This is a genomic window from Streptomyces sp. NPDC004126 (assembly GCF_050275515.1).
Lineage (GTDB): Bacteria > Actinomycetota > Actinomycetes > Streptomycetales > Streptomycetaceae > Streptomyces.
The window spans coordinates 13897-37169 of record NZ_JBNNPF010000010.1; the positions used below are offsets into that span (position 1 = coordinate 13897).

General features: G+C 74.2%; 24 protein-coding genes and 1 pseudogene. 16 read left to right on the forward strand and 9 right to left on the reverse strand.

Annotated features, from left to right (window positions below):
* The first annotated feature begins 89 nt into the window (after positions 1-89).
* The 3 genes from ACQKM2_RS11950 to ACQKM2_RS11960 all read left to right on the forward strand — a co-directional run bounded on the left by ACQKM2_RS11950 (position 90) and on the right by ACQKM2_RS11960 (position 2126).
* Positions 90-824: an AAA family ATPase gene (locus tag ACQKM2_RS11950; protein ID WP_427708697.1), complete on the forward strand. Its 735-nt coding sequence runs from the start codon at positions 90-92 to the stop codon at positions 822-824.
* Positions 821-1318 carry a hypothetical protein gene (locus tag ACQKM2_RS11955; protein ID WP_427708699.1) on the forward strand — a complete coding sequence of 166 codons (498 nt, stop codon included), beginning with the start codon at positions 821-823 and terminating at the stop codon, positions 1316-1318. Before ACQKM2_RS11950 ends, ACQKM2_RS11955 begins: the two co-directional genes overlap by 4 nt.
* Positions 1319-1424: 106 nt before the next feature.
* On the forward strand, positions 1425-2126 hold the full coding sequence (locus tag ACQKM2_RS11960) for an esterase/lipase family protein (protein WP_427708701.1): 702 nt from the start codon (positions 1425-1427) through the stop codon (positions 2124-2126).
* Positions 2127-2144: 18 nt separating this feature from the next.
* Here ACQKM2_RS11960 and ACQKM2_RS11965 read toward each other — a convergent pair whose 3' ends face one another.
* Both ACQKM2_RS11965 and ACQKM2_RS11970 read right to left on the reverse strand, forming a co-directional pair.
* On the reverse strand, positions 2145-3299 hold the full coding sequence (locus ACQKM2_RS11965) for an ARPP-2 domain-containing protein (protein ID WP_427708702.1): 1155 nt from the start codon (positions 3297-3299) through the stop codon (positions 2145-2147).
* Complete coding sequence (locus ACQKM2_RS11970) at positions 3296-4741, reverse strand: hypothetical protein (RefSeq protein ID WP_427708704.1); 1446 nt, start codon at positions 4739-4741, stop codon at positions 3296-3298. The genes ACQKM2_RS11965 and ACQKM2_RS11970 overlap by 4 nt, the downstream gene beginning before the upstream one ends.
* Before the next feature lie 400 nt (positions 4742-5141).
* On the opposite strand from ACQKM2_RS11970, the gene ACQKM2_RS11975 reads away from it, so the two are divergent.
* Positions 5142-6308, forward strand: coding sequence for a 4-hydroxybenzoate 3-monooxygenase (locus ACQKM2_RS11975; protein WP_427708706.1), 1167 nt, complete (start codon positions 5142-5144; stop codon positions 6306-6308).
* 137 nt (positions 6309-6445) lie between these two features.
* The gene (locus ACQKM2_RS11980; protein WP_427708707.1) at positions 6446-8230 is read left to right on the forward strand and encodes a methyltransferase; all 1785 of its coding nucleotides are present in this window, start codon (positions 6446-6448) and stop codon (positions 8228-8230) included.
* A gap of 16 nt (positions 8231-8246) precedes the next feature.
* Here ACQKM2_RS11980 and ACQKM2_RS11985 read toward each other — a convergent pair whose 3' ends face one another.
* Positions 8247-8843, reverse strand: coding sequence for a TetR/AcrR family transcriptional regulator (locus ACQKM2_RS11985; RefSeq protein ID WP_427708709.1), 597 nt, complete (start codon positions 8841-8843; stop codon positions 8247-8249).
* Positions 8844-8934: 91 nt separating this feature from the next.
* Here ACQKM2_RS11985 and ACQKM2_RS11990 point away from each other — a divergent pair, with 91 nt between their 5' ends.
* Positions 8935-9366, forward strand: coding sequence for a nuclear transport factor 2 family protein (locus tag ACQKM2_RS11990; RefSeq protein WP_427708995.1), 432 nt, complete (start codon positions 8935-8937; stop codon positions 9364-9366).
* A complete protein-coding gene (locus ACQKM2_RS11995) occupies positions 9363-10241 on the forward strand; it encodes an NAD(P)H-binding protein (protein WP_427708710.1) in 879 nt (292 codons plus the stop codon). Before ACQKM2_RS11990 ends, ACQKM2_RS11995 begins: the two co-directional genes overlap by 4 nt.
* Here ACQKM2_RS11995 and ACQKM2_RS12000 read toward each other — a convergent pair.
* Complete coding sequence (locus tag ACQKM2_RS12000) at positions 10238-10873, reverse strand: TetR/AcrR family transcriptional regulator (RefSeq protein ID WP_427708711.1); 636 nt, start codon at positions 10871-10873, stop codon at positions 10238-10240. The two genes, ACQKM2_RS11995 and ACQKM2_RS12000, sit on opposite strands and share 4 nt — an antisense overlap.
* Positions 10874-10960: 87 nt before the next feature.
* On the opposite strand from ACQKM2_RS12000, the gene ACQKM2_RS12005 reads away from it, so the two are divergent.
* Positions 10961-12484, forward strand: coding sequence for an FAD-dependent monooxygenase (locus ACQKM2_RS12005; protein WP_427708713.1), 1524 nt, complete (start codon positions 10961-10963; stop codon positions 12482-12484).
* Between the two features lie 49 nt (positions 12485-12533).
* On the opposite strand, the gene ACQKM2_RS12010 is transcribed toward ACQKM2_RS12005, so the two are convergent.
* Positions 12534-13016, reverse strand: a complete 483-nt coding sequence (locus ACQKM2_RS12010; RefSeq protein ID WP_427708715.1) for a DedA family protein — start codon at positions 13014-13016, stop codon at positions 12534-12536.
* Between the two features lie 478 nt (positions 13017-13494).
* Between ACQKM2_RS12010 and ACQKM2_RS12015 the strand changes: the two genes are divergently transcribed.
* Positions 13495-14157, forward strand: a complete 663-nt coding sequence (locus ACQKM2_RS12015) for a deoxynucleoside kinase (protein WP_427708717.1) — start codon at positions 13495-13497, stop codon at positions 14155-14157.
* 63 nt (positions 14158-14220) lie between these two features.
* Here ACQKM2_RS12015 and ACQKM2_RS12020 read toward each other — a convergent pair whose 3' ends face one another.
* The 3 genes from ACQKM2_RS12020 to ACQKM2_RS12030 all read right to left on the reverse strand — a co-directional run bounded on the left by ACQKM2_RS12020 (position 14221) and on the right by ACQKM2_RS12030 (position 17182).
* Positions 14221-15318 (reverse strand): CinY protein, encoded by a 1098-nt coding sequence (locus ACQKM2_RS12020; protein ID WP_427708719.1) that lies wholly within the window; start codon positions 15316-15318, stop codon positions 14221-14223.
* 96 nt (positions 15319-15414) lie between these two features.
* The gene (locus ACQKM2_RS12025) at positions 15415-16266 is read right to left on the reverse strand and encodes a caspase family protein (RefSeq protein ID WP_427708721.1); all 852 of its coding nucleotides are present in this window, start codon (positions 16264-16266) and stop codon (positions 15415-15417) included.
* 145 nt (positions 16267-16411) lie between these two features.
* Entirely contained in the window at positions 16412-17182 is a 771-nt protein-coding gene (locus ACQKM2_RS12030) for a M15 family metallopeptidase (RefSeq protein ID WP_427708996.1), read from the reverse strand.
* A 292-nt stretch (positions 17183-17474) separates the two neighbouring features.
* On the opposite strand from ACQKM2_RS12030, the gene ACQKM2_RS12035 reads away from it, so the two are divergent.
* From ACQKM2_RS12035 to ACQKM2_RS12045, 3 genes are all read left to right on the forward strand, one after another.
* Positions 17475-18215, forward strand: a complete 741-nt coding sequence (locus ACQKM2_RS12035) for an ArsR/SmtB family transcription factor (protein WP_427708723.1) — start codon at positions 17475-17477, stop codon at positions 18213-18215.
* A gap of 71 nt (positions 18216-18286) precedes the next feature.
* Positions 18287-19297 (forward strand): DMT family transporter, encoded by a 1011-nt coding sequence (locus ACQKM2_RS12040; RefSeq protein ID WP_427708724.1) that lies wholly within the window; start codon positions 18287-18289, stop codon positions 19295-19297.
* A gap of 13 nt (positions 19298-19310) precedes the next feature.
* A complete protein-coding gene (locus tag ACQKM2_RS12045) occupies positions 19311-19685 on the forward strand; it encodes a VOC family protein (protein ID WP_427708726.1) in 375 nt (124 codons plus the stop codon).
* Between the two features lie 64 nt (positions 19686-19749).
* Here the strand turns inward: ACQKM2_RS12045 and ACQKM2_RS12050 are convergent, their stop codons facing one another.
* Positions 19750-20628 carry an EamA family transporter gene (locus tag ACQKM2_RS12050; protein WP_427708728.1) on the reverse strand — a complete coding sequence of 293 codons (879 nt, stop codon included), beginning with the start codon at positions 20626-20628 and terminating at the stop codon, positions 19750-19752.
* A gap of 53 nt (positions 20629-20681) precedes the next feature.
* Here ACQKM2_RS12050 and ACQKM2_RS12055 point away from each other — a divergent pair, with 53 nt between their 5' ends.
* From ACQKM2_RS12055 to ACQKM2_RS12070, 4 genes and pseudogenes are all read left to right on the forward strand, one after another.
* Positions 20682-21530, forward strand: a complete 849-nt coding sequence (locus tag ACQKM2_RS12055; RefSeq protein ID WP_427708730.1) for a MurR/RpiR family transcriptional regulator — start codon at positions 20682-20684, stop codon at positions 21528-21530.
* A gap of 46 nt (positions 21531-21576) precedes the next feature.
* The gene (locus tag ACQKM2_RS12060; protein ID WP_427708732.1) at positions 21577-22767 is read left to right on the forward strand and encodes an amidase; all 1191 of its coding nucleotides are present in this window, start codon (positions 21577-21579) and stop codon (positions 22765-22767) included.
* A 9-nt stretch (positions 22768-22776) separates the two neighbouring features.
* Complete coding sequence (locus tag ACQKM2_RS12065) at positions 22777-22917, forward strand: hypothetical protein (RefSeq protein ID WP_427708733.1); 141 nt, start codon at positions 22777-22779, stop codon at positions 22915-22917.
* Positions 22918-23141: 224 nt separating this feature from the next.
* A pseudogene (locus ACQKM2_RS12070) lies at positions 23142-23255 on the forward strand (GvpL/GvpF family gas vesicle protein); the annotation flags it as partial.
* Positions 23256-23273 lie beyond the last annotated feature (18 nt).

The window sequence follows — 23273 nt, forward strand, 5'->3', positions numbered from 1 at the left end:
CCGGGAAGCGGGCCGCGGCCGGGAGCCCCCGCCGCCGACTCGGGTAGCCTCGGGTTCTTCCCCGCCCCCCTCCGAACGGCACATCACCTGTGAGCACACCCACCAGCACCGAGGACCCGACGCAGCGGGCACAGGGGTCCGGGGAGGCCGTACGGCAACCGGGCAGCGCGTGCCCCGGCCGCCGCATACGCCCCCGGGGGGTCGTCGACCTCCGGGGCAGGGCCGACGGGGACATCAGGCTGTCCTACCCGCCCAACGCGGCCGTCGTCGTCGCCGGACTCCCCGGCAGCGGCAAGAGCACCCTGCTGCGCGCGTGGTCCCCCGCCGCCGCGGTCGTCGACCCCCGCGCCACCCGCGAGGCCTTCGAGTCGCGGATGCCCGCCTGGCTCCCCTACGCGGTGTACCGGCCGTGGGCACGACTGGGCCACATGCGCTGGATGGGCTCCCAGATGCGCCTGGGCCACCCCCTCCTCATACACGACTGCGGCACCAGGCCGTGGATGCGCCGCTGGCTCGCGTACACGGCCCACCGCGGCCGGCGCCCCCTGCACATGGTCGTGCTCGACGTCGGTCCCCGCGAAGCGCTGTCCGGCCAGCGCGCCCGGCGGCGGCTGGCCTCACCGCGCGTCTTCGGGATCCACCGCCGGGGGCTGGCGAGGCTCCTGGCGCGCATCGCGCGGGACGGCCTGCCCGCCGGCCAGGGCATCGGCTCCATGGTCCTGCTCGACCGCCGCCAACGGGATCGCGGCGCCGCCTCGGTGGACTTCGACGACCGCCCCGGACCCGCGGAGCCCGCCCCGCCGTCCGGCAGGACCGCCCCGTGAAGTCCCCCGGGATCCTCCCGGAGCTGGAAGCGCGGATGGCGGAACTGCGCACGCCGGCCCGGGTGTACGTGGCGGCCGGACGGTTCACCGGGCCGGAGCCCGACCTGCCCGAGCTGGCGGACCGGATCCGCGCACTGCTGGCCGGTGCGGCGGCCGACGAGGCCTGGCGGCGCCACCTGCCCGGGTACGCCCCTCCTTCCGTCCCGCGGCTCTGCGCCGCCCTGGAGCCGCTGGAACCGCACGAGGCCGCCGGCTTCCTGGCCCGGCTCGCCGCCGTCGACCTGGTGTGGCCGTCCCACCGGCACCTGCCGGCGGAGACCGCCGAGCGCGCGGCGGACCGGGCGGTGTCCCTGCTCGGACCGGAGGGCAGCTGGTGGACCAACCACGACGCCGCGTGCGGTGCCGTGAACGGCCTGACCCCGGTGTTCGACAGCCTGCTCGCGGGGACCGACGGCGAGCACTACGCCCTGGCCCTGCAGCTCGCCGACGACTGAACGCCTCCCGGCGGAAACGTTCCTGGGGTGAACGGCGGCGGCCGGACGGGTGAGCGTCCGCGGCACGGGCCCGGGAAGGGGCGGGGAGGGCCGTTACAAACGGGCCGTGAACACGCCTGCGCTCCGCTCCCTCCCCGCCGTCCTGACGGCGGCGGCCGTCTGTGCCGTTCCGGCCGCGGCCGCCCCCGCGGCTCCTGCCGCGGCTCCCGATCCGGTGGTCTTCGTACACGGCTGGAACAGCGACGGTACGGCCTGGAACACCATGGCCGCCCGGTTCGGGGCGGACGGCTGGCCGGCCGGCCGCCTGTACCGGTGGACCTACCCGACGTCGCAGTCCAACGCCACCACCGCCGTGCAGCTCGCCACAGAGATCGACCGCGTCCTCGCCGCGAGCGGGGCCTCCAGGGTGGACCTGGTCACCCACTCCATGGGCTCGCTGTCGTCCCGCCACTACCTCAAGAACCTCGGCGGCGACGCGAAGGTGGACGCCTGGGTGTCCCTCGCCGGCCCCAACCACGGCACGGAGACCGCCCGTTGGTGCGGCGGCACCTCCTGCGTCGAGATGCGTCCGGGTTCCGCGTTCCTCGACGCGCTGAACGCGGGCGACGAGACGCCGGGGCCCGTCCGCTACGCCACCTGGTGGTCCTCCTGCGACACGATCAACCGACCCGGCTCCACCGTCGCCGTCACCGGCGCGGTGAACACGCGGACCCCGTGCCTGCAGCACACGGCCTTCACCGACGACGCCGGGGTCTACCGGCAGGTGCGGGACCACATCGGAGGCACCGCGCCGCGGCCGGGCTCCTGAACGGCGACGGCCCGCCGCTCATCCCGTCCCGGTGCGGGCCCGCTTGCGGTATCCGTCCAGGACGTCCTGGCGGAGCAGGAAGCCGAAGCCCGCGGCTTCCAGCCGCAGCCCCAACCGGGCGGTGTCGATGCCGAGACCGGCCGCCGTGTCCGACAGGTGCCAGTCGTGGGCGGCGAGCCTGTCGAGCAGGTGGCCGCGGCGGACCTGGCCTTCCGACAGCCGGAACGTCTTGAGGTAGGCGATCCGGCCGCTGTCGTCGGTGATGGCCTCACCGATGTGGTTCTCCTCCTTGGGACGGAACGGCGGCCGGAAGCGCGCGAGCGTGAAGCGTCCCATCCGGTAGACGGTCTGCCAGGTGTACGCGTGGCCCAGCAGTCCGGCGGCCATGGTCGTGTCGTGGAACCGGGCCCAGGCCCGTTCCTGCTCGTCGGCCGCCCCGCGCAGGTCGTCCAGGGAGCCGATGCGCGTGTCGTCGATGCGGGCGCGGAAGTCCGCGACCGGGAGCACCAGCGTGGCGTAGTGGTGGATCAGCTCGCCGTACAGGTCCTGCAGGAGCGTCGCGTGCAGTGCGCGGTAGTCGTCGGGATGCGGGACCGCGAACGCGGCAGCCAGTGCGTCGGCGACGTACACCATCACACCGCACTGGCTGGGGTGGATCTCGAAGAGGCGCAGCGCGTCGGCGAGTCCCCGCACCTCGGCACCCGCGTAGGCCTCCTCGGCCCGCGGGGACAGGCCCTGGCCGACCGCACGCCGCGACCACTCCTCCCAGGCGATCGTGGGACCGCCGGAGTGCAGTGCCAGGTAGCCCTCCAGCGACAGGTGCATGGGGAGGAACCGCAGCCGGTCCTTGGCCTGGCGGCGGGTCGTGCGGCGGTGGAAGCGCAGGCCCATCGTGGCGGCGGGGGCCTGGTCGCGGTCGGCGGAGAGCTGTGTGCCGTAGGCGGCCGCCGGCGTGCCGTCACCGGTCCACGTGGCGACGAACCCGTGCGGAACGTACGACAGGTAGGCGTGGCGCGGGCCGACCTCGACCAGGCCGGCCGCGTCGCCGTAGAGCTCCGCGTGCAGCCGGAGGTCGTCGATGGGCTCGTCGCGGACGAGCGGCACCAGGCGGACGGCACCCCAGACCTGGGCGGGGCGGGCGGTGAGGCCGGTCAGGTCCGGCGTGGTGGTCATCGTGCCCGTTCCCGGTCGTGTCCGGCCGTCATGAGGGCCGCACGGGTGTCCATGTACGCGGTGAGTTCGGCCAGGCCGGTGCGGCCTTCCGCGAACTGGGCGAGTTCCACCAGGGCCGGAAGGTCCTCGGCGTCCCGGATGCCCGCGGTGGGCACGGTGGGGGAGAGCTGGCGCACGTCGAAACCCCCCGCGTCGTAGACGGGGTTGAGGTGCACGACGCCGGTGCGGCGCCCGGGGTCGAGCCGGGTGCGCCAGACGCGCAGCACTTCGCCCGCCAGGCCGGGAGGCGCGTTGTCCCATCCGTCGGAGACGATCACCAGCCTGGCCGGGGCGGTCTCCAGCGCGTCGAGGATCCGCCGGCCCACCGGCGTCGGCCCGTACGGGTACGTCAGCAGGGCGTCGGTCCGCCCGGACGTCCACAGCGCGGTGTAGTCGCCGGCGAGGGCCGCGAGCAGGTGGTGGCAGGCCAGTGCCACGGCCAGCGGCCGCCGGCGCTTGTGGACCGACCCGAAGGAGGAGAAGCTGTCGTCCAGGACGGCGGTGACCTTCCCCCAGGTTCCCCGGTGGGCGCCCGCCACCCGGCCGGCGGCGGTCTCCAGGGCGCGGGTCAGCTCGGCGCGCCGGCGCAGGCGGTCCTCCAGCGGCAGCGACACCACGTAGGCCGCCAGGCGGGTCAGCGGCATCCCGGCCAGGTCGGTCCGCACCGCCGTGGCCCCGCGCGCCCGCGCGGACTCCTGCAGCCGCAGGGTCTCCAGACGGGTCAGCCGCGGGGCCATGCGCTCCAGGAACACGTCCCGGGGTATGCCGTGCCGGGCGGCGAACCCCTCGGCGGCCGTGTACGGCAGCTCGTACAGCGCCGCCTTCTCGTAGTGCGCCCGGCGCCACGTCTCCAGCAGGGGTGCCGCGTAGCGCGTGCGGGCGTGCGGCGCGAACAGGAACGTGCCGAGCTCTTCGGGGGCGTTGGCGGGCGTGAGGTGCGTGTGGCGCAGGACGCGCTTGAGGCCGCTGCGGTACTTCACGGCGTCGAACGCCAGGTCCTTGCGGGAGGCCAGCCAGTCGCGCACGATCGCCCGGGTGCGGCGGTTGTTCACCCCGGCCCGGCGCAGGGCGTCGAAGAGCCCGTACACGCGCTGCGGCGGCAGCGACGCGAGCCGCGACGCGATCAGACGGCCCTCGCGGCGGCGCTGGTCGGCACCGGCCTCCCCGGCGGTCTCCAGCAGCCGCCGGACGATGAGCACCGCGTTGTGGTCGTTGATGTCGAGGGCGAGGACCCCGGCGTACAGCTCGCGGTAGTTCCCCAGCATGTACGCGTGGAGGAAGTCGAGGGACATGCGCTGCTCGTCCGCGTCGTCGCGGAACTCCCGCTGGCCTGTGGAGGTGATCGCCGCGTTGACGAAGAGCAGTACGTCTTCCGCTGCGACGAGGTCCCCGTACGAATCCATTTCCGCTCTTCCCCCGAGGTGGACGCCGGCCGGGGAATGGGGGCACGAGCTGCGAATCATTGCTTCAGAGGCAGGTTCCGGAAGTCGCACCGGAGTCCCGCGGCCGGCGAACAGGACCGTAACAGAGCGGGCGGCGGGCGCTCCACCCGGTTCCCGGGGCGGCCTCGGCCGGGGCGTACGCGAGCGCGTGATCCCGCCTCCGCACGCCCGGCGCATACCACCGCCCGGGCCTGCGCAGCCCGCTTCCGTCCCGTCAGTACCGGCCGGACCGTTTAAGCGCGATTGTCACTCTTTTCCCGCTAACGAATGGCTGGCGTAGGTTAGTTGAAGTTCGCATGCTTATGCTTCACCCGCTATGACGGACAGCCAGACACCCCGCGCTTTACGCGCCTCAGCCGACGTGATCGTCCTCGGTGCAGGACCCGCCGGGCTGGTCCTCGGAAACCTCCTGCTCGCCGCCGGGATCGACTGCGTCGTCCTGGAACGGGCCTCCTCCTCCCGCGTCCGGACCCGCGCCCGCGCCGGGTTCCTCGCCCCGAACACCGTGCGGATCCTTGACGGCCACGGCCTCGCCGACGGCCTGCACCGGTACGGCCGCCCGCACGGCACCTGCGAGTTCCGCACCCCCGAGGGGCGGTTCCGCCTCGACTACGGCGCCCTCGGCCGGGGCGGACGGCACCACGTCTACCCGCAGCAGCACCTCGTCACGGACCTCCTGCGGCACTACCTCGCCCGCGGAGGGCGCATCCACTTCCGGACCGAGGCGCTCGCCGTCCACGACACCGGCGGCGCCCGCCCCTCCCTGACGGCGCACGACCCCGACGGCCGGACCGTCCGGTGGACGGCCCGCTACGTCGCGGGGTGCGACGGCCGCCACGGCGCGGCCCGCCGCTCCCTGCCGGAAGCCTCCGTCCACCACCACGACCACGGCGTCACCTGGCTCGGCCTCCTCGCCCAGGCCCCGCCGAGCCTCGACGCCGTCGGCTACGCGATCCACGACCGCGGCTTCGCCGGACACATGGCCCGCACCGCGGAGGTGACCCGCTACTACCTCCAGTGGCAGCGCGGCGTCGCCGCCGACGCCTGGCCCGAGCAGCGCATCTGGGACGAGCTCGACGTCCGGATGCGCGCCCCGGAGTACGGCCCGCTGAGCCGCGGCACCCTCCTGGAGCGCGGTCTCTTCGACCTGGCCTGCGACGTGGTCGAACCGCTGCGCCACGGCTCGCTGTTCCTGGCCGGCGACGCGGCCGGAATGCTTGCCCCGGCAGCCGCCAAGGGCGCCAACCTGGCCGTCCTGGAGGCCGAGATCCTCGCCGAGGCACTCGTCGACGCCCTCACCCGCGGTGACACCCGGGGGCTCGACGCCTACTCGGACCGGTGCCTGGCGTACATCTGGAGGGCGCAGGAGTTCACCGGCTGGATGACCCGGCTGCTGCACGGGCCCCCCGAGGGCGACCCGGACGCCGGATCGTTCTTCCAGGCCGCCCGGCGGCGATCCCGGATCGCCTCGCTGCGCACCTCGCGCATCCACCAGGACTGGTTCGCCGAGAACTACGTCGGCGTCTGACCCCACTGGACCCCGGCCCCACTGGACCCCGGCCCCGCCGAGCCCTGCCCCCGCCGGGCCCCGGCCCGCCTCCCCGTGCTTCCCCCTGCCCAGCTCCGCCCCGCCCTGACCCGTACCGGCCCGAGGACATTCCCACGATGACGACGACGCTCGCCGGCGAAACGATGCTGCCCGGCGAAACGATGCTCCCCGACGAAACGATGCTCCCGGACGACACGGCCCGCCTGCGCGCCGCCGCGGCGTTCGTCCGCGAGCACGACAGCACCACCCTGCTGCCGCTCCTCCTGCCCGGCCTCGACGGCCCGGACCTGCGGACGCTGGCCGAGCGCTGCCGCTTCGCCCACGCGGGGATGCTGCTCTTCCCGCCCGACGCGCAGACCCTGCGGGCCCAGCTCGACGCGTGCGGGCTGGCGGCGGACACCCCGTCCCACCCCAGCGTGGTCGTCCGCGACCGCCTGGCCCGGCGCCACCGGCGCGACCCGGCCGAACTCGACGTCCGGATCCTGCGCCCCCAGGTGCCGGGCACCGCCGGAGAACGCCGCGCGGTCGAGGTGTTCGCCCTGATCGTGCCCCCGCACTCCGCGCTGGAGCCCGTCGCCGCCTACGAACGGACCCGCCGGCACGAGGCGCACCTCGCTTTCGAGATCGAACGCCCGGACCCGCTGGTCCTGCGCGGCCTCTGCGCGACCCTCGCCCGCCACGGTGCGCGCCCCGACGGCGGCGGCCACAACCCGCACGAGAACGGGACGGTCCTGTACTTCACCACCCCCGCCGACTCGTCCTGCGGTTACCGGCGACTGGAGCTCTACGCCCACGGCGACCATCGCGGCGCCCTCGCCGACCACCTCGGCCACCAGGGCGAACGCCCGCCCGCCGAAACGCTCCTCCACCTGCTCACCGGCGCCTGGACCACACAGGCCCTCGCCTCCTTCGCCCGGCTGCGCCTGCCCGACGCCATGGACACGCGCACGGCGTGCCGTACCGAGGACCTCGCCCGGCTGACCGGCACCCACCCCCGCGGCCTCGACTCCCTGCTGCGGTACCTCGCGATGCTGGGCGCCGTCACCCACGACACGGGTCCGGGCCGGCAGGAAGGATTCCGCCTCACCGGGCTCGGAGCCCTGCTCCGCACGGACGAGCCCGCGTCGATGCGCTCCCTGGCCCTGATGTACGGGGGCCCGTTCTACCGCTCCTTCGGCGGCCTCGACCACGCCGTGCGGACCGGACTGCCCGCCTTCGACCACCTCTTCGGCGAGAACCACTTCGACCACTTCGCCCGCGACCCCGAACTCGCCGACCTCTTCGACCGGTCCATGGCCGCGAGCGCGCGCATGTTCCGGCCGATCCCCGCGCACCCGGCCGTCACGGCCGCGGCCCGGGCGTCCGCGTCCGCCACCGTCGTCGACGTCGCCGGCGGCAACGGAGAGCTCCTCGGCCAGATCCTCACCGCCCACCCGGGCCTGCGCGGCGTCCTGCTCGAACGCCCGCACGCCGTCGAGGCGGCCCGCCGCCTCCTCGACACCGCGGGCTGCGGCGCGCGCTGCGCCTACCGCGTGGGCGACTTCGCCGACGTACCGTCCGGCGGGGACGTCTACCTGCTCTCCCGCGTCCTGCACGACTGGGACGACGACCGCTGCCGGGAGATCCTGCGCCACTGCGCCCGCGCGATGCCCGCCCACGCCGACCTGCTCATCGTCGAGCGCCTCCTGCCCGCGGACGGTTCCCCCTCGCTGGCCACCGCCTGGGACCTGCACATGCTCTGCAACGTGGGCGGCCGGGAACGCACCGCCGCCCACTACGCCCGGCTGCTGGCGGACGCCGGCCTCGACCTCCAGGGCCACACCCGCCTGCCCCTGGACGCGTACGTCCTGCACGCCCGCAAGCAGGACCCCGCCCCGCCGCCGATCCGGGACGGCGCCTGATCCGGGAAGGCGCCTCCTAGCGCGCGCCGACGACCCTGCCCGCGTACGCCGCCAGCTGGGCCCGCAGCCGCTCGCGCGGTACGCCGTCACGGCCGGCCAGTCGCTCGACGAGGTCGGCCCGGGTGGCGGCGAGCAGGGCGTGTGCGGTGAAGCCGGGGTCGGCCAGGCCGGGGACCTGCTCCAGCACGGACCGGAGCAGGTCGTGCCACCCCTCGTAGTGCCCGGCCTGGTACGGGCCGCTGCTCCCGGTCTCCTCCAGGGCGAGCGCGAGGGGGCGGTTGTCGAGCTTGAAGCACAGGAGGGCGTCGAGCAGGGCGGGCACGCGCTCCCGCGGGGGAGTGCCGGGCCCGAGGGGCGCCGGGCCCCCGGCCACGGCCTCGCGGACCGGTTCCAGGCGCGCCTCGTAGAGCGCGCGCAGCAGTCCGGCCCGGTCGCCGAAGGCGCGGAAGAGGGTGCCCTTGCCGACGCCGGCCGCCGCCGCGATGTCGGCCATCGTGAGTTCCTCGGGGCTTTCGGAGCGGGCGAAGAGGGCGTCGGCGGCCTCCAGGACGGCCTGCCGGTTGCGGGCGGCGTCCTTGCGTGTCCGGCGTTCGGGCTCGGGCGGCGGGGTCACCGGATACCTCCGATTGAAAAGCGGACCCGGGGTCCGTATTGTTGAAGCGGACCGATGGTCCGTATTTCCTGACTGGAGGATACCCATGCCCCTGGCCGCACCGCACGCACCGGCCGCCCTGTACCGCCACGGCCTCAGGCTCCTGCTCGACAAGGACGTCGACGGCTGGGTCGGCCTGTGGGCCGAAGGAGGAGTGATGGAGTTCCCGTTCGCGCCCCCGGGCCTGCCCCGGCGGCTGGACGGCCGGGAGGCGATCGCCGACTACATGCGCCCCTACCCCGACCGGATCGACCTGCACGACTTCCCCGAGGCCGACCTGCGGATCCACGGCACCACCGATCCGCGGACCGTCGTGGCCGAGATGCGGGGCGTCGGACGGTGGGTGGAGGACGGCCGCCCCTTCGACATGACGTACATAGCCGTCGTCACCGTCGAGGAGGGCAGGTTCACCTCCTACCGCGACTACTGGAACCCCCTCGCCGTCCTCGAAGCGGGCGCCGACTTCGCCGGGAGCGCCCGATGACCACCACGGACGCCGCACCCGCGACCGGCACCACCCTCGTCATCGGCGCCACCGGGACCACCGGGAGCCGCACCTGTGCACAGCTGACCGCCGCCGGCCACGCGGTCAGGGCGGCCGGCCGCAGGGCCACCCCGGTGCCGGGCGCCGAGGCGGTCGCCTTCGACTGGTACGACCCCGCCACCCACGCCGCCGCCCTCGCCGGGGCCGACCGGGTCTACGTGGTCCCGCCCGTGGGCGATCCCGACCCGGCCGCCGTCGTCCTGCCCTTCCTGCGCCGGGCCCGTGCGTCCGGCGTCCGGCGCGCGGTGCTGCTGAGCGCCTCCTCCGTCGCGGAGGGCGGCCCGGCGGTGGGCCGGGTGCACGCCGCGCTGCCGGGCATCTTCGACGAGTGGGCGGTGCTGCGGCCGTCCTGGTTCATGCAGAACTTCACCGGCGGCCACCTCCACGCGCGGAGCATCCGCGCCGAGGGCGTCATCCGCACCGCCGCCGGGACCGGCCGGGTCGGCTTCGTCGACGCCGAGGACATCGCGGCGGTGGCCGCCCGCGCCCTGACCGCCGTACGCGCCCCCGACACCGACCTCGTCCTCACCGGGCCCGAGGCCCTCGGCTACGACGACATCGCCGCGATCCTCACCCGGGTCACCGGCAAGCCCGTGGTCCACCGGTCGCTGTCCCACGCGGAGCTGCGCGGCCGGCTCGCCGCGCTGATGCCGGCGGAGTTCGCCACGATGCTCGCCGACATGGACCGCGCCGTCGCGGCCGGCGCCGAGGACCGCGTCACCGACTCCGTCCCACGCCTCACCGGCCGCCCGGCGACGGGCTTCCGCGCCGTCGTGGAGCGGGAGTCGGCGCGCGCCGCGGGGGCGGGCGGCTAGGAAGGGAGGGCGTCGGCCAGGCCCGCGCCGAGGAGCAGGAAGGCCCGGTCGGCGGCGGCCACGGCCTCGGGGTAGACCTCGTCGGCCGGGCGGCCCGCCTGGACCTGCGCGCTGTTGCGGTCGGCGAGGGTGCGCAGGACCGTGACGACCTGCACCGCTGCGAGCCGGGCGGTGAGCTCGTCGGCCCCGGCCTCCTCCAGGGCCTCGGCGAGGGCCGCGATGCTGTGCCCCGCGTACCGCAGCAGCCGCTCGCTCAGGCTCGCCGTCGTGCTCAGCAGCCGGGCGAAGGCCACGGCGTCGGGGTCGGAGGTGAGGCCGGTGTTCGGGTCCCGCCGGGCCAGGGCGTCGAGCTCGTGCGCGTGCAGGGCGGCCAGCGGGCCCGTACCGGCGGGGCGGGCGCGGACCACGCGGGCCGATTCGTCCTCGTGGTCCGCGAACACGTGCAGGACCAGGTCCTCCTTGGTCGGGAAGTAGGCGAACAGCGTGCGCTTGGAGACCTCGGCCGCCTCGGCGATCTCCGCGATCGAGACCTCGTCGAAGCCGCGGCTCAGGAACAGCCGCAGTGCCTCTTCGAAGATCGTCTGCCGGGTGCGCTGCTTCTTGCGTTCCCGGAGTCCCAGTTCCTCAGCCATGCGCCCACGATAACAAAGGGGTACCGAGGGGAAACTTGCACCTGGTATAGTTATCGACCAAGTGAAGGAATCTTCCGAGGAGGCTCCATGAACACGCAGGTCACCGGTGTCATCGTCGTAGGGGCCGGCGGCGCCGGGCTCACGCTCGCCACCGAACTCGCCCTCGCCGGCGTACCGGCCGTCGTGCTGGACCGGCTGCCCGGCCGCAACCTCCAGTCCCGGGCCGGGGCGATCCAGCCCAGGACCGCCGAGATGCTCGCCCTGCGCGGCCTGCTGGACGACACCCTCGGCCGGTCGATCGACTACCGGCTCGTCGGCGGCCACTTCGCGGGCCTGCCCGTCCCGCTGGACTACGCGGCGTGGGACACTCGCTATCCGCACCCCGTCCTGCTCCCGCAGGACCAGCTGGAGGCGGTGCTCGAAGACCGCCTCGCCGAGCTCGGCGGCCAGGTGCTGAGGGAGGCCCGGCTGACCGGCCTCCGGCAGGACGCCGACGGCGTCACGGTCACCGTGACCGCACCGGACGGCGACCGGACCCTGCGGGGCCGCTACCTCGTCGCGTGCGACGGCGCGCACAGCAGCGTGCGCAAGATCGTCGGAGCCGCGTTCCCCGGCGAGCCGGCCACCGTCCGCATGGCCACCGCCGACCTGGTGCTCACCGGCGACGTCGACGACAGCACCGCCGGGCACATCAGCTCACGGATCCGCACCTCGCCCCAGGGCCACTTCGCCATGATCACGCCCCTGGCGAACGGCCTGCACAAGATCATCTTCAGCGGCCCGCGGACGATGTCGGCCGAGCGCGACGCCCCCGTCACACCGGAGGAGGTCCGCGAGGTCCTGCACGCCACCCACGGCGGGAAGCTCGACGTCGCCGAGATCCGCTACGCCTCCCGCTTCAGCAACGCCAGCCGGCAGCTGGAGCACTACCGCCACGGTCGCGTCTTCTTCGCCGGGGACTCCGCCCACATCCACTCCCCGGCCGGAGGCCAGGGGCTCAACCTGGGCGTCCAGGACGCCTTCAACCTCGGCTGGAAGCTCGCCGCCGTCCTGCGCGGCGAGGTGGGCGACGAGCTGCTGGACACCTACCAGGCCGAGCGGCACCCCGTCGCCGCACGGGTGCTCGCCCTCACCCGGGCCCAGGGAGTGGTCATGGGGCCGCAGCAGGACGGCGGGCTGCCCGAGCTGCGCGACGTCCTCACCGACCTGCTCCGCCTGCCCGACGCCAACCGGTACATGGCCGGCGTGATGGCCGGGCTCGACCTCTGCCTCCCGTCCCCCGACGCCGCTCCCCATCCGCTGCTGGGCCTGCGGATGCCCGACGCCGACCTGGAGCTCGCCGACGGCGAGCGGGTCCGGTTCAGCGATCTGACGCGGACCGGACGGGGCGTCCTCCTCAACCTCAGCGATGCCCCGCTCACCGCAGCGGCCCCCTGGAGCGACAGGATCACGCAGGTGCGGGCCCGGGCGATATCCGGCTCGCCCGACGCCGGGGCCGTACTCGTCCGCCCGGACGGATACGTCTGCTGGGCCGGTGGCGCGGGTCTCGCCGAAACGCTCACCCGCTGGTTCGGCCCGGCCGGCCGCGCGGGCGACGGGACGGCCGGGTGAGCGTCCTACGGGCCGGCGTGTCCGCCGTCGGTGCCTTCGCAGGCCGCGCTCAGGACTCCTCGGCCGCGGTACCGCCGGGGGACGGGGCCGCCCGCCTCCGGCGGTACACCAGCACCCCGCACGCCGCGGCGACGAGGAGGGCGACGGCGCCGACCCCGAGGGCCGTCCGCTCGGCGAAGAGCCGTCCCAGCACTTCGAGGACGCCGAGCCCCGCGGTCGCGTAGATCAGCGCCCAGGCCGCTCCGCCCACGAACAGGGCGACGAGGTAGCGCGGCAGCGGCATGCGCATGCTGCCCGCGAGGAAGTTGGCGGCGGTCTGGAAGCCGACGGTCAGGAAGGAGGCGGCCACCACGGGCGCGCCCCACCGCTGGATCGCGCGTTCGGCGCGCCGGAACTTCGCCGAGGAGATCCGGTCGGCGAACCTGCTGCGTCGGGCACCGGCGCCGGCGAGCCACCCGACGGCGAACGTCCCCCCGGCACGCAGCAGGACGATGGCGTACAGGGCCCCGGCCGTGACCAGGATCTTATCCACGACGCCCCCAGCCGGGCGCGGGGCCGGCGCCAGGGCGCACCGCGCCGACAGGCGCACACAGCGCACGTACCCGGTCCCCGATTCCCACCTGCACCCTGCCTCTGCCCGTTCCGTTCCATGGGTCGCCACCTGCACGCTCGCGCGTCAGGCAAGGCAAGCCTAACCGGACGCTCGTGTGGGGCATAGGGGCGGTCGGACGGCAGGGGCGCCGCACTGTCCGGCGCGGCCTGAAACGTCATTTATGCTTCAAGGCGGCCGCGGGGCGGTGGCTCGTTGTGCGCGGCAACCACAAGGCGGTCGGTTCGACCGGCCGAGTGGACGGCCCGCGTCGTGTTCTCGGCCCGGGCACACAGCCCTGTGGCGCTGAATCATGAAGGTCGTGGGGGCATCGGGTGACCGCCTGCGTGCGTCTCAGGGGTATGGGGTGCCGGCCGCTCCTCCCACCCGCGAACAGAAGACCCCCAGGGAGAAGTGAGGTATGTCGGTGATCTGCGTCGGAGGCATGATCGGAATCGGCAAGACGAGTGTGGCCGAACTGATCGCCAAGGAGCTGGGCAGCGAGGTCTTCTACGAGAGCGTCGAGGACAACCCGATCCTGCCGCTCTTCTACACGGCGAGCCCGGAGGAGATCCAGGCGAAGCGCTACCCCTTCCTCCTCCAGCTCTACTTCCTGCAGACGCGGTTCGCCGCCATCAAGGCGGCCTACAAGGAGGGCGACAACGTCCTCGACCGGTCCATCTACGAGGACTGGTACTTCGCCAAGGTCAACCACGACCTCGGCCGGATCAGCACCCTCGAGATGCAGGTGTACGAGGGACTGCTCGACGAGATGATGCGCGAGATCGACGGCCTGCCCTACCGCAAGGCACCCGACCTCATGGTCTACCTCAAGGCGGACTTCGAGACGGTGCTCCACCGGATCGGGCTGCGGGGCCGCGACTTCGAGCAGGACGACAGCCTTGTCGAGTACTACCGGACGCTCTGGTCCGGCTACGACGACTGGGTGTACAAGCACTACTCCGCCAGCGAGGTGCTCGTCGTCGACATGAGCCGGACGGACGTGGTGAACAACCCCGAGGACGCGGCCCGCGTGGCCCGGACGGTCAGGGAAGCCGTGGCCGCGGCCCGGTCCCGGGGCTGAGGCAGGACCGGCCCGCGCCGGCCGTCGCGGAAGGGGACCCGCGCCCCTTCCGCGACGTGATCGTCAGCGGCAGTCGCGGGCCGGATCGTCATGCGTCATCGCGCACGCCATGCGCTGTCCGCGCACGGTCCCGTAGCGGGCGATGAGCGAGCCGCGGAAGCCGTCCCACTGGGCACGGGTGTCCGCGATGGCCGTCTGGACGGCGGCGTTGAAGTTGCCGGCGACCTGCCCCCTGGCGGTCGTGGGGGACGTGGCCCTCCCCGTGGCGGGGTCGATGGTCCCGTTGTCCTTGTTCAGGACGCCGTGCGTGATCCGCTTGCCGCAGCCCCACGGGTTGAGGCTGAAGCAGCCCGTCGCGAGGTCTCCGGGGATGTCGGAGGCCGAGGGCGCAGCGGCGGCCAGCCGGAGGAAGGGCGCAGGACCGGTACGGGCCAGGCCCGGCGGGTTGGTGACGCCGATGGCGGACCTGCTGTCCGCCTGGTCCGCCCAGTTGCTGTGCGAGTAGAAGTCCTCGGTGCCGTGCAGCGCCCGCCCGAAGCCCTCGATGGCGTTGCACTTGCCGCGGCCGGCGACGCCCAGCACGAAGGTGCAGTCCGAGGAGAGGTCGGTGTCCGAGACGCTGACGGCGCCGGCGGCGTTCACGAGCACGTCCGCCTTCTCCACCCCCCGGTCGAACTCGCCCTTGAGGTGCGCGATGCAGGACAGCAGTACCGAGGTGGCCTGCGCCCTGGTCCGCGGGTAGCCGGGCGTGTTCAGGTAGTCGGCGCCGTCGCAGTGCGCGGCCTCGGTGAGCACCTGGTCCGCGTCCGGCGCCCCGATGGCCCCCATCGTTCCGTCCGCCCCCGCCAACTGGCGGATCGAGGTGGGCTGGAAGCACGCACCGGCCGCGCCGGGGACGGCGCCGGGTGCGCAGGCGAGGGCCGCGCGGGTGATCCGTTCGTGCTCGGTTTTCTGCCCGAAGCCGTCGATGGTGCCGAAGTTCTGGATCGGCGGCACCTCGCGGACGGGCTTGACCGCCTTGGCCGCCGGGCCGCCCTTCCCCGTGTCCGGAGGCGGAGCGGCGCCGGCCGGTCCGGCGAGCCCCAGGAGCAGCGCGGTGGCCGCGATCCCTGCGGAGAGCGCCGAGAGCACTGGCCTGCCCCGACGGTGCGTCATCGTCATGATGGGTCCCCCTTGTCGAGACCCGTGCGCCCCTCTCGGGCGCACGGGTCGGTCAAGACATGACTACCACTGGGTGGTTAGGGGATCGGTCGAGGGTCAGACGGAGAACGGCGTCTGGGCGGCGAACTCCTGGCTGCGCTTGCCCGTCTGCAGCATGTTGGGCGTCTGGTAGAAGGGCATGCTCTCGACCACCTGGCGGTGGAGCGTCGAGTAGCTCCCCCGGAACGCCCCGTTCTTCCACGTCTTGAGCAGGACTTCGGTGAACAGGCCGTTGGGCCCCACTCCGTCGCTGGAGGTCTGGTTGTCCTGGCAGCCGGAGATCAGCAGGACATCGGCCCGGATGTCCTGCAGGTCCAGGGCGGGCACGGAACGCTGGATCTCGTCGTACAGCTCCTGGTCACGCTGGTAGTTGCGGAACTGGGCGTCCTGCGGGAGGGCGCGGATGCGGGCCCGCACCTCGGACGGCTCACTGGTGTCGAAGGCGCGCACCAGCTCCGCGTCGTCGAGGAAGTGCGAGACGTCGCGCGAGACGGTACCGCTGTGGCAGCTGTCGGAGAGCAGGAGGATGCGTACGTCCTCGGCGAAGGCGGCGAAGAGGGCGTACAGCTCGTCGTCGATGAACTGCCGGTCGTAGAGCACCCACGTCTCGTCGCGGCGGTCGGGTTCGTCGCCGTTCTTGTCGGGGACCTGGGATCCGTGGCCGGCGTAGGTGAGCAGCAGGAGGTCGCCGCCGCTGAGCCGGGCGGCGGCCGTCTTCAGGGCGGCGGTGACCTTCTCGCTGGTGGCGTCCTCGGTGAGCAGGGTCGCGAGGGTGTCGAACCCGTTGGCCTTGGCGAGGTCCCGCATGGTCAGGGCGTCGTTCTCGGGGTTCTTCAGCTCGCCCTTGGTCCCGTAACGGGTCTCGTCGATCTCGTTGATGCCGATGTGGATGGACAGTCCTTTGGGCATGGCCGTTCCTTGGTCGTCGAGTCCGAGGGGGCGAAACCCGAGCCCCGGTCGACGTTACGGAAAGTGACAGACCGTTACCACGGTGACGCGCAGGTGCCACACGAAGGGGCGATCCCGCCCGTGCGGCTGACGCGGGCACCGTCCCTCAGGGGCGGTGCCCGGACACCGACCGGCGCGCGACGGGGAAGTCGAAGTAGGTGTCGGGGAACAGCTCGGGCTTGTGCGTGAAGTGCCACCACTCCTCGGGCAGGTTGACGAAGCCCTCCGCCGTCAGCGCCGTCTTCAGGACCTGGCGGTGTGCGCGCTGCTCCCCCTGGACGCGGGGGTCGTCGGTGTGCGACAGCGTGTCGAAGCAGTCGAAGCCGGTGCCCATGTCCACGGAGTTGTCCGGGTACCGCTGCGCTTGCGGCGCGTAGCACGGTACGGATTCCTGCCCCGGTGCCGGAGGGGGTGCGGGGACCGCCGGCAGGGGGACGATCGTGAGGTCCATGGTGCTGCCCCGGCTGTGCCCGGACTTCTCGGCGATGTAGCCGTCCTCGAACAGGCGCGACTTGTCGACCCGCGGATAGAACTCGGCCTTCCGCCGCTCGTCGGACAGGTCCTTGGCCCACCGTACGAAGTGGTCGACGGCCCGCTGCGGCCGGTAGCAGTCGTACACCTTGAGCGAGTACCCCTGGTGCACGAGGCGCCTCTGGGCCCGGTGCAGGGCCTCGGCCGCCGGCCGGGTCAGGATGCAGACCGGCTGCCGGTAGCCGTCGATCCGCTCGCCGATGAAGTTGTGGGCCGACACGTAGCGCATCTCCTGGATGATCGTGGGATCGACGGAGCTCAGCGACACGAACTCCCTGGGGGCCTTGGGCTCCGGGGTCCGGGCGGCGGCACCGAGGGTCGAGGCCGCGGTGAACACGGTCGTCATACCCACCGTCACGGCGATGCGCGCCATCGTCGACGTGGTCATCGGGTTCTCCCTGCACCTGAGCGGGTTTCCGCTGCGGATGATCCGGTCCCCCGTGTACTGGCCCGCTCCCGGGCCAGGTATGCCCCGGCTCTCCGGTCTGTCCACCGGAGCGCCCCGGAATGGCGGATACCGTCCAGGGGCCGGAGCCGGCCCCCACCGGCCGGCCTGACCCCACTGTCCGCGTCAGAGCCGCCGGACTTCGGGCACCAATCATTCGTCATCGGCCGAAGTGATGGGGCACCCTGGAACCATGAATCACGACGAAGCACCCGCCCCCGCTCCGGCGGACTCCCCGGCTCCCGCCGCACGGCTGGCCGCCCTCGCCGGCGCCCTGGCCGACGAGACCCGGGCGGCCATCTGCATGACGCTGCTGGAGGGGCGGGCCTGGACCGCGGGCGAGCTGGCCCGGACCACCGGGGTCGCCCCCTCCACCGTCAGCGGGCACCTGAACCGGCTCCTCGACGCGGGGATCTGCGTGACGGAGCGGCAGGGGCGGCACAGCTACGTGCGCATCGCCGACGCCGCCACGGCCCGCCTGGTGGACGCGCTGGCCTCCTACGCCGTCCCGGGCCGGGACGCGGCGCACACCGTTCCGGTGGTCGCCGCGCCCGACCCGCTGGCCCGGGCCCGCACCTGCTACGACCACTTCGCGGGCCGGCTCGGCATGGCGGTCACGGACGCGATGGAACACCGTGGCCTGCTGCGCACCGACGCGGTCTTCGCGCTGACCGAGGCCGGCCTGGACTGGTGCCGCGAGGCGGGTGTCGACGTGGCGGGCGCGGGGCGCAGGCCGCTGGCGAGCTCCTGCCTGGACTGGACCGAACGCCGCCGCCACCTCGGCGGCCTGGCCGGGGCCAGGCTGTGCGCGCGGGCCCTGGGCGAGGGCTGGGTGGTCCGGCCCGAGGGCGGCGGCCGGGGCCTGCTGGTGACGCCGGCGGGGGAGGAGGCCTTCGGCGGACTCCTGGGCCTCGCCCCTGCTGCATGGAGCTAGACGCGACGCCGGGAAGGCGTCGTAAAAACACTTCGGCGTCCACCGAAGTGTTGGGTGTAAGGTCAGCAGACATGAAGACCCAGCCGCCTGTCCGCTCGCGCGTCCTCGCACCCCACCTCCTCACCCTCGGCGCCGTCTGCTTCACGGTGTTCGCCTGGGCGTCCGCCTTCGTCTCCATCCGCAGCGCCGGAGCCGCCTACTCGCCGGGGGCACTCGCCCTCGGCAGGCTCCTCGCCGCCTCGCTGGTGCTCGTGGCGCTCCTCCTCCTGCGCCGCGAGGGCCTGCCCCCGCGCGGTGCCCGGCGCGGCATCCTGCTGTCCGGCCTGGTCTGGTTCGCCGGCTACACGGTCGCGCTGAACTGGGGCGAGCGCCTCGTCGACGCGGGCACCGCGTCCCTCCTCGTGAACACCGGGCCGATCCTGATGGCGCTCCTCGCCGCGCGCCTGCTCGGCGAGGCGCTGCCGCCGCGGCTGGTGACCGGCATGGCGGTCTCCTTCACCGGGGCCGTGGTCGTCGGCCTGTCGATGTCGTCCGGCGGCGACGGCAAGACCTCGGTGCTCGGGGTGGTGCTGTGCCTGCTCGCGGCGGTGGCGTACGCGACGGGTGTCGTCGCGCAGAAGCCCGCCCTCTCGTACGGGACGCCGCTGCAGGTCACCGCGTACAGCTGCCTCACCGGAACCGTGGCCTGCCTGCCGTTCGCCGGACAGCTGGTGGCCGAGGTCCCGAGGGCCCCGCTCTCCGCGACCCTGAACATGGTCTACCTGGGCGTGGTCCCGACCGCCCTCGCCTTCACCACCTGGACGTTCGCCCTCGCGCGGATGCCGGCCGGGAAGCTCGGCGCGACGACCTACGCGGTGCCGGCCATCGTCGTCCTGCTGAGCTGGATCCTCCTCGGCGAGGTGCCGGCCTGGCTCAGCCTCCTCGGCGGCCTGCTCTGCCTGGCGGGAGTGGCCGTCTCCCGCTACCGCCCGCGCCCCTCGGCGGCACCGGCGGACGAGGACCCGCGGACCGACGGGCATGCCCGCTCCCGCGGCGGGTACGAACCCTCCGGTACGGAAGCGCCGCGCGAGCGGCAGAGCTGAGAAGGTGTCGGAAGTGATCCGGAAGCTGCAGGCGGTCGCACTGGACTGCGCCGATCCGGTACGGCTGGCGGAGTTCTACGCCGCCCTGCTCGGCGGCCGCGTCGTCACGGATCCCGACGACCCGGGCTGGGTCGAGGTGCACGGCTTCGAGGGGACCCCGCTGGCCTGCCAGCGCGTGGACGGCTACCGGCCGCCCCAGTGGCCCGGCCAGGAGCGTCCGCAGCAGCTCCACCTGGACTTCGACGTGGACGACCTCGAAGGCGAGGAGGAGCGGGCACTGGCCCTCGGGGCGACCGTGCTGGAGCGGACGGACCAGCTCCGTCCGGACGCCAACTGGCGCGTCTACGCGGACCCGGCCGGCCACCCCTTCTGCCTCTGCCTCCACTGAGGCCGGCGCCCCGGCACCCGGCGCCCCGGCACCCGGCGCCCCCCGCACCCTGCGTCGGGCCCGCTCAGGAGCCCGCCGTCAGCTGGAGCACCGCGATCCCCACCAGGACGGTGGCGCTGGCGGCGATCCGCCGGTGACCGAGGCGTTCGCGGAAGACGACCGCGCCGATCAGGGCCCCGAAGACGATGCTGGTCTCCCGGAGCGCGGCGATGGTGGAGAGGTCGCCCCGGGACTGCGCCCACACGACGAGCCCGTACGCCAGGAGCGAGAGCAGGCCGCCCGCCAGGCCCCGGCCCCACAGCGGGCGCAGCGCGGTGAACAGCGCGCGGCCCCGGCGGGCCCCGGCGATCAGCGGCAGGACCAGCCCCTGGCAGAGGAACAGCCAGGCGATGTAGCCGAAGACGCTGCCGGAGACCCGGACGCCGCTGCCGTCGACGAGGGTGTACGAGGCGATCATCACCCCGGTGCCGACCGCGGCGGCCAGCGCCGGCAGCTGCCCGCGGCCGGGGAGCCCGTCGGCGAGGGCCAGGCCGGCCAGTCCGCAGGCGATCACCGCGATGCCGAGGGCCTGCCCGGCGGCCAGGGAGTGGCCGAGGAGGACCGTGGACACCACGGCCACCACCACGGGCGAGGTGCCGCGCGCGGTGGGGTACATCTGGCCGAAGTCCCCGAGCTGATAGGCGCGCAGCAGCAGGAGCTGGTACGTGACCTGCAGCGCGGCGGAGGCGGCTATGTACGGCCAGGCGGCCGGCGCGGGCAGTGGCGCGAGGCAGACGAGGACCGCTCCGCAGCCGGCGGAGGCGAGGCTGATCAGGGTGAAGCCGGCGAGCTTGTCCCGTAGGCCGTGGGTCAGGCCGTTCCAGACGGCGTGCAGCACCGCCGAGGCGAGGACGACGGCGGGCACGGCGGCGGCGCCCGTCACGGACGGCAGGATTGCGGGCACGGGGCGCTCCCCACGACAGGTGGTGGAATGGAATTCCCTGCTAGCGTAAACCCATGGAATCCTCTTCCACACCCGCGGGCGGGCTCGCCGCCCACATCCGGGCCCACCTGTCCGAGCTGCGCGACACCGAGGCACGGGTGGCGCAGGTCGTCCTCGACAAGGGCGCCGACCTGGTGCGGCTCAGCGTCAGCGACGTCGCGGCGCTCGCCGGTACCGCCCCGTCCTCCGTCGTACGGGCCTGCCAGCGGCTGGGCTTCCGCGGGTACCAGGAGTTGAAGATCGCCGCCGCCCGGCAGGCACCCGCCCCGGAGCCCTCCCGGGACCGCGACCCCGCGGCCCGGGCCCTGGCCGACACCATCCGCGCAGGCCGGGAGGCCCTGGACGCAGTCGCGGCGACGGTGACCCCGGCGGACCTGAGGGCGGCGGCCGAACTGATCGACGCGGCTCCCCGGATCCTCGTCGTCGGCGCGGGACTGTCCGGCGCGGTCGCCCTGGACACCGCCTACCGGCTGCGCGCACTGGGCTGCGCGGTCGACGCGCCCGCCGACCCGCTCACCGCGCAACTGGCCGCCTCGCAGCTGACCTCCGCCGGAGTCTGCCTGGCCGTCAGCCACACGGGCGCCACGCGCAGCACGGTGGACGCCGCCCGGCGCGCACGGCAGGCCGGGGCACGGGTCCTCGTCCTCACCAGCTACGCCCGTTCGCCGCTCGGCGAGACCGCCGACCGCACGCTGGTCGCGGGCGGCCAGGACCTGGTGTTCGGCCTGGAAACCGTCGCCAGCCGCCTGGCCCACCTCACCGTGATCGACGCCCTCACCCTCACCCTGCTGGAGCTGCGCGGGGAACCGGCGCACGCCGCACTGCGCCTGGCGGCCGACGTCACGGTCGACCATTCGTACTGACGCCGGGCCCGCACACCCGGCACGGCCCGCCCACAGAGGGAACCGCATGCTCGAAGAACGCCTGTACGCTTCCCTGTCCGCCGTGGAGATCGCCGACCTGGTCAACCAGGGCCGGGTGACCGCCCGCGACGTCGTCGACACCGCCCTGGCGGTGACCGGCGAACGCGACGCCGCCCTGCGCGCCTTCACCGCCCTCTGGGCGGACGCCGCCCGCGCCTCGGCGGCCGAGGTCGACGCGGCGGTGGCCCGCGGGGCCCGCCTCCCGCTCGCCGGCGTACCGATCGGGGTCAAGGCGGGCGAGGGCCCGGACTCCTTCCAGAACCGGCGGCTGGCCGCCGCCGGGTGCATCCCGATCGGGGCGACCTCCGTCCCGCGCGCCGGCACCCGCTGGCAGACCTACGGCTCCACCGACCGCGGACCCACCCTCAACCCCCTCGGTCCCGCCTGGTCGCCGGGCGGCTCGTCAGCCGGTTCCGCCGCCGCGGTCGCCGCCGGTCTCGTACCGCTCGCCACCGGCTCCGACGGCGCCGGATCGGTCCGCATCCCCGCCGCCTGGTGCGGCGTCACCGGCCTCAAGCCGACCAACGGCCTCCTGCCCTCCCGGGACCGCGCCGGGCTGAACACCCCCGGCGTGCTGACCCGCACCCCGCAGGACGCCGCCGCCTACCTCCGCGCCGTCGCGGGCACCCCGGCCACACCCCCGCTTCCCCGCACACCGAGGGTGGCCTGGACCCCCACGCTGGGGTTCGCCGCGACCGACCCGGACGTAGCCGACACGGCCCGGCGCGCCCTCCACCGGCTCTCCCGCACCGGCCTGTCCGGCGTCGTCGACCACCCGGTCGCGCTCCACGACCCCGCCCCCGCGTGGACCGCCCTGCGCGCCGGCGCCGCCGGCCCGGACGCCGAACGCCTGGCCGCGGCGAACGCCGAGCACCTGCGAGCGGTCTTCGACGAGTTCGACCTCATCGCCACTCCCACCACCCCCCACCCCCCGCACGGCCACGACGGCCCCGGAACCCGCATGAGCGTGGCCCTCACCTGGGCGTTCAACATGTCCGGCCATCCGGCGATCACCCTGCCCGCCGGAAGCACGCCCGCGGGCGAACCGGTCGGACTCCAACTGGTCGCCCGGCACGGAGCCGACGCCCTGCTCCTCGACGTGGCGGTCGGGGCCTGCGGAACCACGGACGGCCGCGCCGCGCCGCGACCGGACGCCCCACCGGTTTCGGAATCCTGAGTTCCGGGGATGGTGTCCCACTGGCAGGTCCTGCAGTTCGGCGTCCAGAACCTCTGCGACCCCGAACTCGACGAGTGGCTGGTCATGGACACCTTCGAGCACCGCCCCGGCACCGTGACCCTTCCCGCCCGCTGCGAACCACCCCGCTGACGCCCCGCCCGCCCCGGAACGCACCCGCACCCCGAAGCCCGGCGCGTGCGTCTGCTGAGGGGGAGGAGACGCCCGCGACCGGGCCCGGCGGCCGGAAGGCCGCTCACCTGGCCGGCCGCTCTTCCAGCGTAGCCGCGGCGCCCGCCCCCGCACCCGCGCCCGGCCTCCCCGCGGGCCCGCACCCCGCCGTCGGCTGCTGAGCGGGCGGGGCTCTCGTCGACCGCGACCGCCGCGAGGATTTCCTCGCGGCGGTCCGGGCCCTGCACGAGCAGCACCGGCACCTGCGGGTGCAGGCGACCGGCCCGCTGCCGCCCTACGGCTTCGCCGAGGCGGGCTGACGGGCACCACGGGCCCGC